Origin of the sequence: Virgibacillus aidingensis (assembly GCF_010994035.1) — a bacterium.
Lineage (GTDB): Bacteria > Bacillota > Bacilli > Bacillales > Amphibacillaceae > Virgibacillus_N.
In genome coordinates this window covers 85,280-102,716 of the sequence record NZ_WIXN01000001.1, presented here as the reverse complement: position 1 = coordinate 102,716, position 17,437 = coordinate 85,280, and the positions used below count along the sequence as shown (strand labels likewise).

14 protein-coding genes are annotated in these 17,437 nt (G+C 41.9%); 4 read left to right on the top strand and 10 right to left on the bottom strand.

Annotation, left to right across the window (positions count from 1 at the left end; translation table 11 throughout):
• The first annotated feature begins 329 nt into the window (after positions 1 to 329).
• From GHD25_RS00555 to GHD25_RS00545, 3 genes are read left to right on the top strand one after another with little or no spacing between them, the layout of a single operon-like run.
• Positions 330 to 1,085: a GTP cyclohydrolase II gene (locus tag GHD25_RS00555; protein WP_164214395.1), complete on the top strand. Its 756-nt coding sequence runs from the start codon at positions 330 to 332 to the stop codon at positions 1,083 to 1,085.
• A complete protein-coding gene (ribD, locus tag GHD25_RS00550; RefSeq protein ID WP_164214394.1) occupies positions 1,078 to 2,196 on the top strand; it encodes a bifunctional diaminohydroxyphosphoribosylaminopyrimidine deaminase/5-amino-6-(5-phosphoribosylamino)uracil reductase RibD in 1,119 nt (372 codons plus the stop codon). Before GHD25_RS00555 ends, ribD begins: the two co-directional genes overlap by 8 nt.
• Positions 2,193 to 2,750 (top strand): 5' nucleotidase, NT5C type, encoded by a 558-nt coding sequence (locus tag GHD25_RS00545; protein ID WP_164214393.1) that lies wholly within the window; start codon positions 2,193 to 2,195, stop codon positions 2,748 to 2,750. The genes ribD and GHD25_RS00545 overlap by 4 nt, the downstream gene beginning before the upstream one ends.
• Before the next feature lie 151 nt (positions 2,751 to 2,901).
• Here the strand turns inward: GHD25_RS00545 and cydC are convergent, their stop codons facing one another.
• From cydC to GHD25_RS00525, 4 genes are read right to left on the bottom strand one after another with little or no spacing between them, the layout of a single operon-like run.
• A complete protein-coding gene (gene cydC / locus GHD25_RS00540) occupies positions 2,902 to 4,617 on the bottom strand; it encodes a thiol reductant ABC exporter subunit CydC (protein ID WP_164214392.1) in 1,716 nt (571 codons plus the stop codon).
• On the bottom strand, positions 4,617 to 6,344 hold the full coding sequence (cydD, locus tag GHD25_RS00535) for a thiol reductant ABC exporter subunit CydD (protein WP_164214391.1): 1,728 nt from the start codon (positions 6,342 to 6,344) through the stop codon (positions 4,617 to 4,619). The genes cydC and cydD overlap by 1 nt, the downstream gene beginning before the upstream one ends.
• An 18-nt stretch (positions 6,345 to 6,362) precedes the next feature.
• The gene (locus GHD25_RS00530) at positions 6,363 to 7,376 is read right to left on the bottom strand and encodes a cytochrome d ubiquinol oxidase subunit II (RefSeq protein ID WP_205601306.1); all 1,014 of its coding nucleotides are present in this window, start codon (positions 7,374 to 7,376) and stop codon (positions 6,363 to 6,365) included.
• Positions 7,376 to 8,746 (bottom strand): cytochrome ubiquinol oxidase subunit I, encoded by a 1,371-nt coding sequence (locus GHD25_RS00525; protein ID WP_164214646.1) that lies wholly within the window; start codon positions 8,744 to 8,746, stop codon positions 7,376 to 7,378. The genes GHD25_RS00530 and GHD25_RS00525 overlap by 1 nt, the downstream gene beginning before the upstream one ends.
• Before the next feature lie 460 nt (positions 8,747 to 9,206).
• On the opposite strand from GHD25_RS00525, the gene GHD25_RS00520 reads away from it, so the two are divergent.
• Positions 9,207 to 9,416: a hypothetical protein gene (locus GHD25_RS00520; RefSeq protein WP_164214389.1), complete on the top strand. Its 210-nt coding sequence runs from the start codon at positions 9,207 to 9,209 to the stop codon at positions 9,414 to 9,416.
• A gap of 157 nt (positions 9,417 to 9,573) precedes the next feature.
• Here GHD25_RS00520 and helD read toward each other — a convergent pair whose 3' ends face one another.
• From helD to GHD25_RS00490, 6 genes are all read right to left on the bottom strand, one after another.
• Positions 9,574 to 11,871, bottom strand: coding sequence for an RNA polymerase recycling motor HelD (helD, locus tag GHD25_RS00515; RefSeq protein ID WP_164214388.1), 2,298 nt, complete (start codon positions 11,869 to 11,871; stop codon positions 9,574 to 9,576).
• Between the two features lie 252 nt (positions 11,872 to 12,123).
• Complete coding sequence (locus tag GHD25_RS00510; protein ID WP_164214387.1) at positions 12,124 to 13,863, bottom strand: putative ABC transporter permease subunit; 1,740 nt, start codon at positions 13,861 to 13,863, stop codon at positions 12,124 to 12,126.
• Positions 13,864 to 13,874: 11 nt separating this feature from the next.
• A complete protein-coding gene (locus GHD25_RS00505) occupies positions 13,875 to 14,660 on the bottom strand; it encodes an ABC transporter ATP-binding protein (RefSeq protein WP_164214386.1) in 786 nt (261 codons plus the stop codon).
• A gap of 32 nt (positions 14,661 to 14,692) precedes the next feature.
• On the bottom strand, positions 14,693 to 15,265 hold the full coding sequence (gene gmk, locus GHD25_RS00500; RefSeq protein WP_164214385.1) for a guanylate kinase: 573 nt from the start codon (positions 15,263 to 15,265) through the stop codon (positions 14,693 to 14,695).
• Between the two features lie 587 nt (positions 15,266 to 15,852).
• Positions 15,853 to 16,863 (bottom strand): LLM class flavin-dependent oxidoreductase, encoded by a 1,011-nt coding sequence (locus GHD25_RS00495; RefSeq protein WP_164214384.1) that lies wholly within the window; start codon positions 16,861 to 16,863, stop codon positions 15,853 to 15,855.
• 246 nt (positions 16,864 to 17,109) lie between these two features.
• A complete protein-coding gene (locus GHD25_RS00490; protein ID WP_144089640.1) occupies positions 17,110 to 17,307 on the bottom strand; it encodes a cold-shock protein in 198 nt (65 codons plus the stop codon).
• Positions 17,308 to 17,437: the final 130 nt, after the last annotated feature.

Below are 17,437 nucleotides of genomic sequence, written 5' to 3'. Positions count from 1 at the left end.
ATTACATTATTCCCCGGCTTCTACTGAAATCCTTTTGAGAAAATGATAAGCTTGACTTTTTCCGGCCCGATACCGTGGCTGAATTAATCTCGTGCATACTCTTTAGATCATTATAAGTCGTTGTGTGGATTCGTTAATTTTTCACCTTTCCACCCATTTTTCTCACAATTTATCAATCAGAGTATACCTTGATTATATACTACTTTCACTCATCCTTACTATATGAATTTCACATACGCACGTGAAAAGCACTTCTCCGAGAAAGAAAAATTGATGATAATCCCGTTTTCCAATATACTAAGAAGACGGAAGTGAAAGGAGTCGACAAAATGGGACATCTCAACCTTGAATCACATGTGTTTTCCGTGTTAAAAGATAAAATTCAATTAATCAAAAATAATGGAAGTGCAATATATTTGGTCGGGCCCATTCAATTGCCCGTTAATCTGTATGGAGAAACCGTCATATTTCAATGGTATTGCTGGCTGAATTATGATGAAGTAACCGAGGATTATGAGAAGATCATCGATAATCTGGCTTCGGAAAACCTTGCCGAATACCAGCAGTCCAGTGTGCTCGTATACGGAGATTTTGAAAATGAAGATGACGCATTGATCAGACTGCACTCTATCTGTCACACAGGGGATATTTTTGGCAGCAAGCGCTGTGACTGCGGCTTTCAGCTGAAGGAATCCATGAAAAAAATCAAAGAACACGGAACAGGTGCTTTATTTTACCTGGCCAATCATGAGGGACGGGGCATTGGTCTCTTTAGTAAAGCAATGGCCTATGTGCTCCAGGAAAATGGATATGATACAGTGGAAGCAAACGAAAGCCTCGGCTTTGAAAATGATTTACGGAAATACGACGATGCTATAACGGTTTTAAAAACACTGCGCAAAAAGCCTGTTACATTGATTACAAATAATCCGAATAAGCTGGAAGCTCTAAGGGATTCCGGTATGTCTGTTGCAGGCAGGACACCGCTCTGGGGTGATGTTTCCGAGTACAACAAAAAATATTTGGAGACGAAGATTACCAAATCCGGTCACATTGAATCAGAAAGGACATGCCCGAATGACTAGTCATGAATTTTATATGGAGTTGGCTTTAAAAAATGCACAGGCCATGAAAGGCCAGACAGATCCGAATCCGCTCGTTGGATCAGTCATTGTAAATGAAAAACGCATAGTTGGTGTAGGAACGCATTTAAAAGCCGGGGAACCCCATGCAGAAATTCATGCCCTGAGGATGGCAGGGGACTTGGCTCGCGGCGGCACCATTTATGTCACATTGGAACCGTGCTCACATCACGGGCGAACAGGTCCATGTGCTGAGGCCATTGTTCAGGCAGGAATTAAAAAAGCAGTAATTGCCACGCTGGATCCGAACCCGAAAGTTTCCGGAAACGGCGTGAAAATTTTGCAGGATGCCGGCATTGAAGTCATTACGGGTGTACTGGAAGAAGAATCACGAAAAATGAATGAAGTGTTCAACAAATACATTGTGGAACAAAAGCCATTTATTACGTTAAAATCAGGTATCACACTTGATGGCAAGGTAGCCAGCCATACATTCAACAGCAAATGGATTACTTCGGAAGATTCCAGACATGATGTCCATCAAATGCGCCATGAAAACATGGCCATTCTTGTGGGGATCAATACTGCATTAAAAGACAACCCTGCCCTGACTGCACGCATTCCTAACGGAAAAAATCCGCTCCGGGTTGTGCTTGACTCTTCCTTAAAAATTCCGCTCGATTTTCAGTTAATAACAGATAACCAGGCTGAAACATGGATTTTCACCAGTCAAAATTACGATACTGAAAAACGAAAAAAGCTGGAAAAACTGGACGTCAGGGTGTTTGAAACCTCTTCTGCAGAAAGTGTGAATATTCCGGATGCAGTAGAGCGATTAGGCAGAGAAGGCATCTCCTCCTTAATGATTGAAGGCGGGGGCAATATAAATGCGTCCTTTCTGGAAAATCAGCTCATTGATAAAGTAGTGCTGTATTTCGCCCCAAAACTGATCGGCGGAAAAGATGCGCCAACTTTTCTGGAAGGAACCGGCATCGAGCTGATGAAAAACGCAGTAGAACTGACAGATACAAATATTGAGAAAATCGGGAAGGATTTTAAATTTACTGGGTATCCAATGTACCTGAATGATAATTATTCGAGGGATAAAAAATGAAATTTGGTTTTGACATTGACGATACATTAATAAACTTGAGGGAACATGCTTTCCACATTTACAAAAAAAAACTGAACAAACAGGTTCCCATGGAGATTTTCCAGGGACTCAGCAGGGTGGAGATTCATGAACCATTCGGTTTGACCGATGAACAGGGACAGGATATGTGGGACAGTACGCTGGAGGAAATTTATTATACAGATTGCCCTCCCTTTCCCGGCGCAGTAGAAACACTGCAAAAGCTGGAAGAAGACGGGAATGAAATCTACTATATTACCGCCAGACCGGAAAAACACGGAGAGCGCACAAAAGAATGGATGAAAGAGCGCGGTTTTCCCATTCAGGATGATCGATTCTATTACGGAATGAAGGATGAGGAAAAAATATATATTATCAGGGAGTTGAGCCTTGATTACTATGTGGATGATAAACCGGCGGTACTGGAAACGCTGAAAGATAAGAACTTGCGTGTTTTTGTCAAGGATCAATCTTATAATAAGGATGCAGCATTTGACCGGATTATGGACTGGAAGGAATTTCATACATTTTTATAGGGTACGCTGACATATCATCATTTAATCCATTTTCCAACACTTACAGGAAAGTATCAGTATTCTTAAAAATATGAAGCGCTGGCAATTGGCCTTACACTAAAGTTTCCATTTAAATAAGCTGCTGGGACGAGGTACCTGTCCCCGCGTCCCATTATAATAAATTTTCTTCCAGTTTGCGCATCTCATAAAAGTAGCCTTTTTGCGCCATTAATTCTGCATAAGTGCCTGATTCCTTTATGCTTCCCTGTTCCATTACAATAATCTGATCCATTTTCTCCAGTCCGGCTAATTTATGACTGATTAAAATGATCGTATCCTCAGTATTCTCATCAAACAGCTGTTTAAAAATTTCACTTTCCGTTACTGCATCTACCGAAGATGTCGGTTCGTCCAATAACCAGAGACGCTTTCCTTTCAACATGGCGCGTGCCATAGCCAGCCGCTGCCGTTCCCCTCCGGAAAGGTTCTCGGCTTTTTCATAGACTGGATCATCCAGGGAAAAATGGCCGAGACGTACACGGGCAAGCACTTTTTCCATCGCTTCCGCTGTTGCAGCTGCGTCGCCCAACTGTAAATTGTCCCTTACCGTCCCATAGAAGAAATGATTTTCCTGAAGGACTGCATTAGCTGAACGCCAAATACTTTCCTGCTCTATCTTTTCCAGCGTCATCCCGTTCCACCTTATCTTTCCTTCATCTGGCTGGTACAAATTTAATAGAAGCTGAAGGACTGCAGATTTCCCTGAACCGCTCGGACCAACGATGGCAGTTCTGGAACCTGCAGGAATGGAGATGGAAACCTGATCCAGTGTTTTTCTCCATTCACCGGGGAAAGTAAAAGTCACATTTTCCATTTCCAAGGATGCAATTTGTTCATCCGCCAGTTCTATAAGATTTCCACCGGGTTCTTCTTCACCTTCTGTCTCACTTACTGAAAGCAGCCTCGTCATCGCTTGCTTCGTTTCATTTAAATATACCGGAACACCTGCCATAGCGGGCGTATCTTCAAATATCGTAATGGAAATCATCACCAGCATGGCAAGGAAAACCCCTTCCAATTGTCCGGCTGCAACCAGGTAGGCCCCCATGACAACGACCACCCATGTAATAAAAAATCCCGTCATCGTCATGATCGTTTCATTCCATTGCAGACTTTTTCCCTCCGCTTTCTGTCTGTTCAAATAAGATGCTGAAGCTGTTGTGAGCAGTTCTCTTTTTTCCTCAAGCTTTTGATATATTTTCAAATCACGGAATCCGGACAGAAACTCCGCCACTTCTGAAGAGAGATTTCCCCTCTCTTTTCTCACCTGATTGTCCAGCTTCCTCTGTTTCATTGTAAAAAGAACAGGAAAAACAAGTCCCGTTAAAATGAATCCTATCCATAACACCAAAGCCGTATAAAAAGAGAAAAATGTCGTGAACAAGATCGTACTTAAAAATACAATTGCCAAAACAATAGGCGGATAGAATACACGCAAAAAGTAGTCCTGCAGCCTTTCTACATCCCCCACCACTCTGGAAAGCAAATCACCACTTTGATATTTTTGAAAAATACCCGGCACGACACGCTCGAGCTTTTCAAAAAAAGTTACTCTCATATTACTCAGAATGGTAAAGGTGGCACGATGGGAAAAATATCTCTCTGCATAACGGGATATCGCCCTTGTGAAGCCAAGCAGCTTCACCATAGATATCACGAGAATCAGCGCGTATAAAGGGGTTTCCAATGCAGCTTTTGATATCAGATAGCCGCTGGCAGAAAACAAACCTACTGCAGCAAGCCCTCCCACGATACCAAGTACAATGGATAATAAAATATCCTTTTTTTCCATAAGCACCAGCCTGGTCACTGCTGCGACTTCTTTCATCAAACTCTCACTCCTTTTTGAACGGAAACCATCTTCCTGTACTCGGGAACAGATCGCAATAGTTCTTCATGTGTCCCTGCAGCCATTTGCTTTCCATCTTCCAGAAAGAGTATTTGGTCTGCATCCTTAATCGTATGCAGACGATGTGCCACCGTAATGACAGTGGCACCCTCCGATAATTTCTTGATGGATGCCTGTAAAACCTTTTCCGTTTTCAGATCCAGCCCTGTCGTTGGCTCATCAAACAGAATAATCGATGGCTTTTTTATAAAGGCTCTGGCCAGCGCCACCCGCTGTTTCTCCCCGCCTGACAATCCACGCCCAGCTTCTCCCACCAGTGTTTCATAGCCATTTTCAAGGGAGGCGATCATCTCCGTCAGGCCTGCCTTTTCTGCCGCTTCTTCCACTTCTTTTCGTGTCACTTCCCCAGTTTTGCCAATAGCGATATTTTCTGCTATCGTACCGGAAAACAAATAAGGGTTTTGCGAGATATAACTTAATTGATCAAACCATTCCTGCTCCCGGTAATCGGACAAATCCTTCCCATCCACTACCACACTGCCATCCCGGGGCGGCAGTAAACCGGCAAGCAAATGAAGCAGGGTCGATTTGCCGGAACCGCTTTTCCCCGCAATCGCCACTTTTGAAAATGGTTTAAGATGCGCATTGATTTTTGATAATGCAAACTGCGCTTCTCCATATTGAAAGGTCAGATTTACCAGTTTTATTTCCGGCGGCTGACCAGATGCGAGCTTTTCCTGCCCCCATGTAACAGGCTGGTCTTCCTTTTCCAATTCCTCTGTTATCTTGCTCACGGCTCCCATACTGCTTCGCCCATTATGGAAAGCAGTGCCAAGTTCTTTAAAAGAACTGTAAAATTCCGGCGCCAATAATAAAACAAAAAATGCGGTAAAGAAAGAGATGCCATCAAAAATGATAAGCTGAAGGGCTATCTCGAGCGCAACAATACCAATTGCCAGCATGGAGATTAACTCAAGCATGAAAGAAGAAGCAAAGGCAACCTTTAATATCTCCATCGTCGCATCGCGAAATTGCAGACTGCTATCCCTGATCGACTCTTTTTTCTTTTTTGCCTGTCCAAATAATTTCAGTGTCACAAGTCCTTGCACAACATCTAAAAATTGACCCGAGAAAGCAGACAGCTTATCCAGCTGCTCCTCCGATTTTTTCTTTGTTTGCATTCCGATAATAACCATGAAAAGAGGGATAAAAGGAGCGGTAATTAATATGATAATACCTGTATTAACATGCTGGGTGAAAATAACAATCAGCAAAGCGAGCGGAATGATGGATGATTGAATAATCTGGGGAATATACCCGCTGAAATAACTATCCACTTCATCTACTATATCCAGCAGAAGACTAGTCTTTTTTCCTGATTGGGAGTGCAGGGAGGCCTGAATGGGATTTTCGGAAAGCTTTTTTAAAAGGGTATGACGGAATTCTCTTTTTGCATTTACCCCCATTGCAACACCTGTTACACCAATGCCATAACCGCTGAGTGCTCTTATCAGAAACACAATAAGAAGGCCTGCCAGCAGGGGTATAAGTGCTTCAAACGATTTCCCCTGCAAAAACACACCATCAATCACAGCTGCCAGGAAGTACGCCTGAGCTGCAATCGCCGCCGCTGTCAGAACGGCAAACAATAACAGAAAGACGAGACTTTTTTTCTGCTTTTTTATCATCTGTTTTACATGACTCATCGAACGTACTCCCTTTCTTTATTTTTTACCTTTTACATAATCTGCATCAAACAAGAACAATTTCATCAGAAGGATCAGTGAAGGGATAAGCAGAAACAGCCCGGCAATAAAAGCAATGATCAGCGCAATTCCCATGGATTCATGGGTGGCATGCTCAAAAATGTTAATATAAGGATCCAATATATACGGCAAATGGCTTATTCCATACCCAAAAAAGGCAAAAAAGAATTGCAGCATTACACTGATAAATGCCAAACCATAGTGTTTGCCTATATACAGCAGCCACATGGCAATCATAAAGAATCCGACCGACAATCCAAACATCCACCATAAGTCCATCATATTTTCATAATGTCTTTCATTATGCTGTCCCAACGCAATAAATGTGGTTAATGCCATGACAATAGTCGGCATCCCCCAGAACAGCGCATATTTCCGGACTAATTTTAACGCCTCTGTGTCATTGGCTCTTGCCGCATAGAAAGTTAAAAAACTGGCACTGATAAACAGCACGGAAACAATTGCCAGAAATACGACACTCCAGGAGTACGGACTTGTCAATAGTTCCATATACTGGAGGGATACCTGCCCGTTCTCCTCAACAATAAATCCTCCCTCCGACATGGTTAGCGCTGTGGACAGTGAAGCAGGGATCAGCAGTCCGGTCGCTCCGTACAAGAACATATAAACATTGCTTTGTTTCGAACCGTAATTTTCAAATGCATAAAAAGAACCACGAATTGCCAGCAATATGATCGCAATACTCCCAGGAACGAGCAGAGCTGTTCCATAGTAATAAGCCGAATCAGGGAAAAATCCGACAATGCCTACGAAGAAGAAAACAAAAAATACATTCGTTACTTCCCAGACCGGCGATAAATATCTGGAAATTAATTGGTTAATAATATGATCCTTTTTCGTCACTTTGGCATAATAAGCGAAGAAGCCCGCTCCAAAATCGACAGAGGCCACAATTAAATAGCCATAAAGGAACAACCACAGTACGGTAATCCCAATTATTTCATAACCCATCACTTATCCCCCGTTTCTATTGTTGGATATTTCTTCTCCAACTCTTCCTCGGCAGGGTTATTGCGGAATAACTTTCGCAGGACAATAATGCAAATTGTACCCAGAACCGCATATAAAGCTAAAAACAGCAGGAACATCAGACCTACATGAGGCGAAGATGTAGCAGCTTCTTCCACGGTCATTACCCCGCGCAGTATCCACGGCTGTCTTCCTTCTTCCGCGTAAATCCAGCCAAATTCAATGGCCAGCATTGCCAGCGGACCACTCAATACAAGCAGCCACAACATCCATTTATTATGCTCATTAACGCTTTTTATTTTTATAAACAGCAAGTACAGTAATGAAACACCAACCAGGAACATTCCAATTGTCACCATTAAATCAAACATATAATGGACCCATAGCGGCGGTGTTACCTCTTCCGGGAATTCTTCCAGCCCAATTACTTCACTGTTAAAGTCCCCGTGGGCCAGAAAACTTAATAACCCGGGGAAACGCAGAACACCAACAGGCTCATTATCCGCATTCAGCCAGCCGAACAATATTAAATCTGCATTTTCTTCTGTTTCAAAATGCCATTCCGCTGCTGCCAATTTTTCCGGCTGATGTTCTGCAAGGAATTTTGCGGACACATCCCCTGCCAGGGCTGTCAGCAGAGAAAAAACAAACATGATGGATACCGTCAGCTTCAAACCCTTTTTATGATATACAGATGCACCTTCGGCAGATGTTTTTTTGCGTTTTTGCCTCAGTAAATGAAAAGCGGCAATCGCGGCAAGAATCGCCGCAACCGTCAAGTAAGAAGAAGCCAGCACATGGAATACCTTCGTCGGTGTTGCCGGGTTGAACATTGCCTCAATCGGATTGATTGCAGCAACCCCTTCTTCACCAAGGAAGAATCCTTCCGGTGTATTCATAAATGCATTCACTGTAGTAATGAAAAATGCAGATAGGGCTCCCCCTATTACGACAGGAATGGAAAGTGCCCAATGAACATAAGGATTTTTAAATCGATCCCACGTATATAAATAAATGCCAAGAAATATTGCTTCAAAGAAAAAAGCAAACACTTCCATAAATAATGGCAAACTAATCACATGTCCGGCTATTTGCATAAAATTAGGCCATAACAATGACAGCTGCAAACCAATGGCTGTCCCTGTCACCACACCAATAGCCACCGTTATAACAAACCCGCGCGCCCATCTTCTTGCAAGCAAGAGATAGTGCGGGTCATTTTTTCTAATACCAATAAATTCGGCTATACAAATCATTAAAGGAACACCGACACCCAGCGTAGCAAAAATAATATGAAAACCAAGCGTCAGTGCAGTCAACAACCTGCTCATTAAAACCGGATCCATCTCCAGCACTAGCCAAACTCCTCTCCCGGGACATAGGGACAGGTTACGTGTCCCACTATTCAAGGACCAAGAAATCTATCCCTATCCCCTTTTAGTTTTCACTATACCCAAGGACCAAGAAATCTATCCCTATCCCCTTTTAGTTTTCACTATACCCATAGTATAAATGATATTAATCACTTATAACGGAGCTTGCGATGACAATTGGGTGGCGTTCCTATAACAATTTGATGAACATTGGTGTTCCCAATCCAAAAAGCAGCAGAGAAACCAATATATGGTTGACCCTGCTGCTGCCTTTTACCATTCAAAGCTGGAACGTGTCTTTGGAAAGTTTGTTTAAAAGGGAGGACTGGTAAAACTAAATCGGGAGGATAGGTGGAGCCTTCTTTCGGATTATCCTCTTCTCTAGCAGCAGGAATAAAATGATAGTTCCATGTTAAATCTAAAAAACGAGGTGAAAATAATGACTAAAAAACAAAAGAAGAAATTCCCCCTTCCAACTGAAGCAAACCAGGGCGGAAAATTAAGTGTAAATCACGGACTGGAATTTAACCACCCGTTTCAGGCTGAGGACGTACAAGCCGGCGATTCAGTTGATGAACATAAAAAGCTGGAATCCGCCAACGAAGAAATTGCTGAAAAAGAGATTTCCCAAGTTTATAATAACTCATAATAAACCAGGCCGCACTTGCCTAAAACAAATGCGGCCCTTTCACCTTACATCCTATGTGGTATTCCATTTTGTCCGTCCGGGACAATGAAGCAAATTAATCGTTTCCCTATCCGCAGTATTTCAAAATCGCCGGATGCTGAAACAAGGAAGTGATTCTCTATACCTCATATTTATCCTCCGCAGCCTCTCCAATAAATCTGCAAGGTTCACCGGCGCTAAGCATGACCAATTGATGCATAGCTCTTGTACAAGCAGTATAGAAAAGTGTTCTGTCCGTCTCTTTTTCATAGCTTTGTTCTGAAGCATCAGGTATAATTACCGCATCAAATTCAATTCCTTTCGCCAAATATACAGGAAGAACCACCAAACCCTTTTCAAATTCAAATGTTTCTTCATCCAATTTTTTCACAGCGGTTTCATCATTTATCAGTTCAAAAAGCATATTGCTTTCCTGATTCGTTTTACAAATAATCGCGACACTTTCATACCCGCTTTCCCGCAGGGCTTCCACATTTTTAAGCAGCACTTCTTTGTAATCTGATTTTCCAATCGGCAACAGCTTTGGTTTTTTTCCTTCCCGGTTAAATGGTTCAATCGGCTCCTCACCAGGGGCAAAGCTTTTTGTAAACTCCACGATTTGCTTTGTGGATCGGTAGCTTTTTGTCAGAGTAATTCGTTCCTGATGGCCTGCAGCAGAAGATGGGTTCAGCGGATTTTGCCCGGCTGCATAGGAATAGATTCCCTGATTAACATCTCCAAGCAGTGTCATGCGTGTGTATGGAAATACTTCTTTTATATAAGCAAATTGAAATGCGGAATAGTCCTGTGCTTCGTCAATCACTAATTGCCGGACAGCCCGGTCCGCCTTATGTCCCAATAATCGTCCTTTAAAATAAGCATATGGTGCAGCATCTTCCCACAACACATGCTTTCCTGATAAATGAGAAGCCGTAATTGCACTGATTTCCTTCCAATCTGCCGGCGGATTTTCCGGATCCCATGAAGTAAACATTGTTCGGTACGTTGCCGCCACATTTACAAACTGAAAATCCTCGATGCGCTTCTTTATTTTTTCGTATACATTTTTTACTACTGCCGTTCTTAAGAAATTTTCCTCGGTCTCCGCATCATTCACTTCATCCTTATCCTGTGTCCGGTAATATGCTTTTAAATAGGCTTCCTTATCGAGCAGTTCCACCTTTTCTATTACCCAATCGTCATCCTTTTCCTTCATCACCTTTTTATAAAGTTCCTTTAGCAGCCATCCGGAAAGCAGCTCTATTTTATTCGGAATCTCTATATGATTCTCCAGTTGATAAAAATAGTCATACTGTTCTTCCTTGGAAATCAGCACCCGGTTCCGGAAAGTAATATTCTTAAATTGCATGCCCTCATGTTTCAAATGAGAAACAAAAGCCTCAATTAACTGTTTAAATTCCAAACCTGATTTAAAATTAATGTTTTTCATCCGGGTCCTATATTCCCCGCTTTCTTCCTCCGTCAACACATATTCCATTTGTTCAAATGGAGATTCCACAGTAAGTTCGCTGCCAATACTCTCTCTCAGAAAGTCAAGGAAGGTTATTTGTTTAATATTTTCCTCTCCCAATTCCGGAAGTACATTTGCAATATAACTTGTAAATAAGGGGTTTGGAGAAAAAAGCACCATATTCTCGGCATTTAACGTATCTCTGTACCTGTACATTAAATAGGCAATACGCTGCAGCGCAGCAGAGGTCTTTCCGCTTCCCGCTGCTCCCTGGACAATTAAAAGACGGCTTTTTTCATTTCGGATAATTTTATTCTGTTCGGCTTGAATAGTGGCAACAATACTTTTCATCACAGTACTGGCATTGCTTCCAAGCACCTCCTGCAGCAGACGGTCACCAATGGTAACCCCGGTGTCAAACATCCCCTTGAGCTTGCCCTGCCTTATTATAAATTGCCGTTTTAACGTCATTTCACCCTCAATCGTTCCTTCCACCGTTTCATACTTCGCTTTGCCCGGGGAGAAATCATAATAAATACTGCTGATGGGTGCACGCCAGTCAAAAACCAAAAAGTTTTCTTCTTTATGATCCATCAGCGATGCAGTGCCTATATAAATTTGATCTGCTTCTTTTTCGTTTGCTTCCCTGAAATCCACACGGCCAAAGTAAGGAGAGTCCTTTAAACGTTTCAGGATTTTGAGTTCTTTCGCAAATTGGCCATGGGTTCTTTCTCTTTCAGAAAGAAATTCTGCCTGCTGTTTCATGCTGGCATGTGTTTCAATTACATCATCCGGTTCATCCAAATTAACAGTAACATCCTCCCAAAAGTTCCTGCGGAGCTCAATTACACTCTCTTTCAAACCGGCAGATTTACCATGTATTTCTTCTTCCTTTTTGCTGATTTCATGTATTACATCTCTGATCCTTTGCTGTTCCGCGGCACGGCTTTTCTTTTCATCGCCCATCCCATTTCACCCCGTTTAAAAATTTTTTGCTATTATGTTGACTGCAAAACAAATCAATGATATAATTATAATGGATAAATATATGAATTAATAATATTAAACGCTCACTAAATTAGTATATCATTTTTCCTGTACTCCATCAATGCATTTGCAGGCTTATTTTTCGCCTGAATACTCCCTTTATATTATATGGAAAATCCCTATTATAAGCAGCAGAAACAGCTGTGAAATAATAGGGATTTTTTCTTTTTCTTACAAACCGCCGGAACGCTTTCCAAATAGCGGCTTTGCAGCACTTGTCTGCACTATTTCGATATTAATGCCTCTTTCTATCCTGCGTGCACTGAACACTGCAAACAAATAGGCAATACCAAAGGATCCGATCAGCGCAAACAGCGTACCAGCTATTATCACCATTGTTGCGCTGGCTTGTTTCCAAACAAGGGCTGTATAAATGAAACCGGCCGCAGTTCCAATAAAACCGTCCATATTGCCAACCTCACCGACTAATTCCGCCGCATCTGCGGGGATCAGCGATATAGCAAATGGTATTAAAACGGCAAAAAAATAGACAAACGATGCGATCATCATGAGGAGGGCCGGGGCGAACCGCAGACGATTCTGCGGATTTTCCGGATTATATTTTGCCCCAATTGCCCCGAACCACATTCCTATTCCGCTCATTCCGACTGAGAGTATTGCTTTCATTACAATGCCCCCAATAAACTGAACCGGTGTCCAGCCGAGGTAAACACCTGCAGCTAATTCAATGACTGTAAAAAGAACAAAAGGAACGAGCCAGCTGATCCATAGCTTTCCAAAAACAATCTCTTTTCCGGTCAAAGGCAGTATTTCCAAAATCCAAGTGGACTTTGCTTCCCGGGCAACCGAAAAACTTGCGAATTGCGCGTTGGTTATTGCATACACAAATAATAAAATAACTTGTGCGATTGGCCAAGTTATTTCAGGAAATCCCCGCAGATCATTAACATTTCCATCTCCTGAAAAAAATGCCGAGAAGACAAACACAAACATAAAAATAAAAATAGGAATAAATGAAAGCCATTCCCGCATATCACGCTTCAAGGAAAACCATTCTTTTTTCCCCACAGCAATAATAGGATGATTCAGTTTGGAACGCGATTTTTTTGCTGTGCGTTTTTTTCTCTTTTTTCCGCTCCCTTCATTCAGCTTCACCCAGCCAGTCCGGAATCCCCTGTCTACAAGCATGGAAGTTACCAAAACAAAAACAGAAGCCAAAACAAACATCAAAAGAAAAGGCATAATAAAGCTGAGCGAACCTGTACTGGCTGCTGTAATGGCATTACTGGCCCAGGTTAAGGGGAACCAATCCGGAAACAAAGGCAATCCGGACAAAATCACTTCCGGCAGCGGCGCCTCATTCGTTCTCCCCGGAAACAAAAAGATAACATACACAAGCAGTCCCGCCAGCGCCCCCATGACAGACATAAATTCATTTGCTCTTGATGCCGGGATGATTTGTACCAGGATCAGGTTCAATAAATAGGCAATCGATAATCCAATGAGGATGACAAACAGCAGCGTGAACAGTACGACAGGGTAATACAATATATGCGCACCGGCAAATAATCCGTAAACAAACAGCGGTACTATGTACAGCACAAACATGATTAATGGCACCCCAACAAAACTCTGTATATATTTAATCCAAAATATATAGTTTGTCGGGATTGGCATCGTAAACAGCAGGTTCAAATCGGTCGCTGAATACAAATGCTTAAACACCTGAGGCAGGCCAAGCAAAATGATAAAACCGATCATCATTAAAAAAGAATAGGACAATAGACCGGCCAATACAGCTTCTGTGATGGCGTCCCCCATAAACCAGATCCCGCGGATCACCCAATTTAACAGGATTAAAAAAACAATAAAGAGTACAAGATAGCTTATGTAATTCACCTTGGGCTGGGTTCTTGCCGTGTTCCAAAAAATTTTCCATTGGTTCTTCAAGAGAGCTTTCATCATTTGGAATCACCATTTTCGGACATGCCAGCGATGATATCCTGCTGTTCTTCCCCGCCTGTCAGTTCCAGAAAAATATCCTCCAGACTTTTATCTGCATTCCCGCCTTGTGTTTTTAGCTCTTCCATTGTTCCAAGTGCAATAATATCCCCGGAAAAAATAATGCCAATCCGATCACACATTTGTTCGGCAATTTCCAATATGTGTGTGGACATAAACACTGTCATCCCTTTGTCACACTCTTCCCGCAAAAGGTTTTTCAGACTGCGTGCGCTTTTGGGATCCAAACCAACAGTCGGCTCATCCAGAAAAAATACATCCGGGCCGGAAACAAGCGCACCGCATATGGCTATCTTTTGCTTCATTCCATGGGAATAGCTTTCAATTAAATCATCCGCATCTTGTGTTAAACTAAATGTCTCCAGCAGTTCTGCTGCCTTTGTTCGAAACTGCTTCCTGGGAATGCGAAAAACAGAAGCAATAAATTCCAAATAATCCCACCCGGTGAGTTTCGGATAAAGATTCGGCTGATCCGGAACGTAAGCAATTTTCTTTTTCGCTTCCAGCGGATTTTTCCAGATATCAATTCCGTCAATTTCCGCTGAACCTTCCGTGGGCTTCAATAATCCGGTCATCATTTTAATTGTTGTAGTTTTTCCTGCACCGTTTGGACCAAGAAAACCAAATAGTTCCCCTTTTTCCACTTCCAGTGACACACGCTTCACTGCAGCAGTTTTCCTGTATGATTTTGTAAGACCTGATAACTTTATCGCTGTCTCTCCCATAGTACCACCTTTATTTAATACTTCTTTATCAATTAAGAAGGGTCAATCCCTTCCGCATATTTCAATAAAACCTCTTCACATTTAAGTACAGCTTTTTCAAGATCATCATTTACTACGATCTCATCGAATAAAGGTTTCTTCGATAATTCATAATCCACCCGTTTCAGCCTTCTGATAATATCATCAGAATTATCGCCGCGGGTTAACAGGCGATGTTTTAACGCTTCGATGCTTGGGGGCTCGATATAGACAAGTACAGTATGATCCCCAAACTCTTCCTTCATGGCTACGGCCCCGTTTACATCAATATCCTTCACGACAACAAAATTATTTTCAATTGCTTCATAATATTTATCCTTTGGCGTTCCGTACCAGTTGCCGTGCACTTCCTCATACTCAATAAAATAATCATTCGCAATGCGGCTTTTAAATTCATCCCTGTCCACAAAAAAATAAGGAGAGCCTTCCGTTTCCCCCACCCGCATTTTCCTTGTCGTCATGGACGGTATGTATAATAGTGATGGATATTTTGTTTTTAACTCATTAATAATCGTATTTTTTCCTACACCGCTAAATCCGGAAAAAACGATGATTTTTCCATTCATGCAGTCTTCTCTCCTCCTAAAACAATATACCCAAAGTATAGACACCATCATGACTCAAGTCAATAAAGCGGACAGGGTATTGCCATTAAAGTTGTTATTTAACTGTACTGAGAAAAGCCCGCCCTGACGTCCTTTCGTATAAATTGACAAACCTTTCATTGTATGAGATTATATAATACTGAAGTAGCAAATAAGTCATTCTGGCATTCTACGCAATGTTTTTGCAGATGCTTATTCACACTGGCGCAACTAAAGGGTTGCAAGGACGCAAGAGCAGGTTAGGGCTTGCGTTGCTTAAGTTAGAGAACTTGAAGTGGAACATGTACCGCGGTTTAATTGAAATAAAACAGATTTCCAGGCACGATGTGTATGGTAAATAAAAATAAATCTTATGTGTTACTTTAGAAATCAAAGGGATACTCTTTTAATACAAGGGTGTCCCTTTTCCATTTCATGCATTAAAAGTAAAATTAACATAACTACTTCAATAAATTTGCTCAAAAGCCTCGGAGCCATAACTCTTTAAGCCTTCTAAAAATACAAAAGGAATCCACTTGATAACTTTTCAAAATGGATTCCCTGCTTTTTTAATGTGAAGCAAGCTGAAACGCTTCTGCCAGTAATTCGTACGAACGGTGGCGGGCACTTTTTTCAGTCAGCATATCAACAATCATAATCTCATCTGCCTTGGCTTCCTCTGCCAGTTCCCTCAGGCGTTTTTCTACAGTTTCTGCACTGCCTATAACGAATTTATCCTTATTTTCTTCCCTTACCGCTTCTTCTTCCTTTGTATAAACATAATTGTTGGCCTCTTCCAGTGTTGGAGGCGCTAAATGCAGCTCACCTGTCGTCCATCTTACCCACTGAAGCTCAGCAGGTTCTGCAAGATACTGCGCTTCTTCATCTGTTTCCGCTGCAACAACAATCACCGACATAATACTTTTTGGCACAGATAAAAAGGAAGAGGGCTTAAAGTTCTCCCGATACGTGCGTAATACCGGAGCAGCAAGATCAGGAGAAATATGTTTTGCGAATACAAAACCAAGACCATGCTCTGCAGCGTATTTCATCCCCCCATCACTGGACCCAAGCATATAAATATCCGGCACCAGGCTTTTATCCGGGGAAGCTATCACGGAGCGATATGGATGGTCTTCCGAAAAATCACGGTTAAAGAAAGACAGAAGATCTTCCAGCTGCTCCGAAAAAGACTCATCACTATTTCTTCTTAGGGCAGAGGCAGTAAGGACATCCGTGCCGGGAGCCCGTCCGATCCCCAAGTCGATGCGGCCGGGATACAGGGCTTCCAGAAAGGAAAAGTTCTCTGCCACTTTTAGTGAACTATGATTGGGCAGCATGGTTCCTCCCGTACCAATACGGATATTTTTGGATAAGGCAGCTGTATGGGCGCTCATGATATCCGGCGAGGTGCTCATCAGGTGCTTTTGATTATGGTGTTCGGCAAACCAATAGCGTGTATAGCCTAGCCGGTCAGCTAATTGTACCAGCTCAGCCGAATTCTGAAGTGATTCCCTCGCTGACTCTCCATTGTACATCGTAACAATATCTAAAATGGATAACTTCAAGTTCTCTGCCATAATAACACCTATCCTTTTATCTTGTATATATTTACTCTCTTTTTCGTCCATTTAGTATTTGAGTATTACCCAAAAATATTTTACTTACATATAGGGATACTTCTGCTAAAAACTCCATAATATATTGATAAATTAATTATAACATAGGAGCAGGGGACTTTATTAATTAAAACATGCTGGTCCGTTTTCAAAGGCAAACGAAAAAAAGCTCTTCTGTGACAGAAGAGCTTTTTTACTGTGAATTATTTATTTAACAACGTTAGTTGCCTGTGGTCCGCGGTTGCCTTCTTCGATATCAAAAGTAACTTGCTGACCTTCTTCCAACGTTTTAAAACCTTCGCCTTGAATTGCTGAGAAGTGTACAAATACATCGTCTCCGCCTTCAACCTCGATAAACCCAAAACCTTTGTCTGCGTTAAACCATTTTACTGAACCTGTGTTCATTGAAAAATTCCTCCATTGTGCATAGTGCACGTTTATTACTTTGGTTGTTCTGATAATAATTCAAGACGATGATATACATTGAAAAGTAATGACATTGATCTTGTATTGCTAGCACGAACAATTAAGTTAT

Coding starts and splice junctions, on each gene's coding strand:
- helD (WP_164214388.1), bottom strand. CDS start 11,871: ATGGGCGATGAAAAGAAAAGCCGTGCCGCGGAACAGCAAAGGATCAGA.
- cydC (WP_164214392.1), bottom strand. CDS start 4,617: ATGAAAGAAGTCGCAGCAGTGACCAGGCTGGTGCTTATGGAAAAAAAG.
- ribD (WP_164214394.1), top strand. CDS start 1,078: ATGACTAGTCATGAATTTTATATGGAGTTGGCTTTAAAAAATGCACAG.
- GHD25_RS00490 (WP_144089640.1), bottom strand. CDS start 17,307: ATGAACACAGGTTCAGTAAAATGGTTTAACGCAGACAAAGGTTTTGGG.
- GHD25_RS00530 (WP_205601306.1), bottom strand. CDS start 7,376: ATGGGTTATGAAATAATTGGGATTACCGTACTGTGGTTGTTCCTTTAT.
- GHD25_RS00505 (WP_164214386.1), bottom strand. CDS start 14,660: ATGGGAGAGACAGCGATAAAGTTATCAGGTCTTACAAAATCATACAGG.
- GHD25_RS00555 (WP_164214395.1), top strand. CDS start 330: ATGGGACATCTCAACCTTGAATCACATGTGTTTTCCGTGTTAAAAGAT.
- GHD25_RS00520 (WP_164214389.1), top strand. CDS start 9,207: ATGACTAAAAAACAAAAGAAGAAATTCCCCCTTCCAACTGAAGCAAAC.
- GHD25_RS00545 (WP_164214393.1), top strand. CDS start 2,193: ATGAAATTTGGTTTTGACATTGACGATACATTAATAAACTTGAGGGAA.
- gmk (WP_164214385.1), bottom strand. CDS start 15,265: ATGAATGGAAAAATCATCGTTTTTTCCGGATTTAGCGGTGTAGGAAAA.
- cydD (WP_164214391.1), bottom strand. CDS start 6,344: ATGAGTCATGTAAAACAGATGATAAAAAAGCAGAAAAAAAGTCTCGTC.
- GHD25_RS00495 (WP_164214384.1), bottom strand. CDS start 16,863: ATGGCAGAGAACTTGAAGTTATCCATTTTAGATATTGTTACGATGTAC.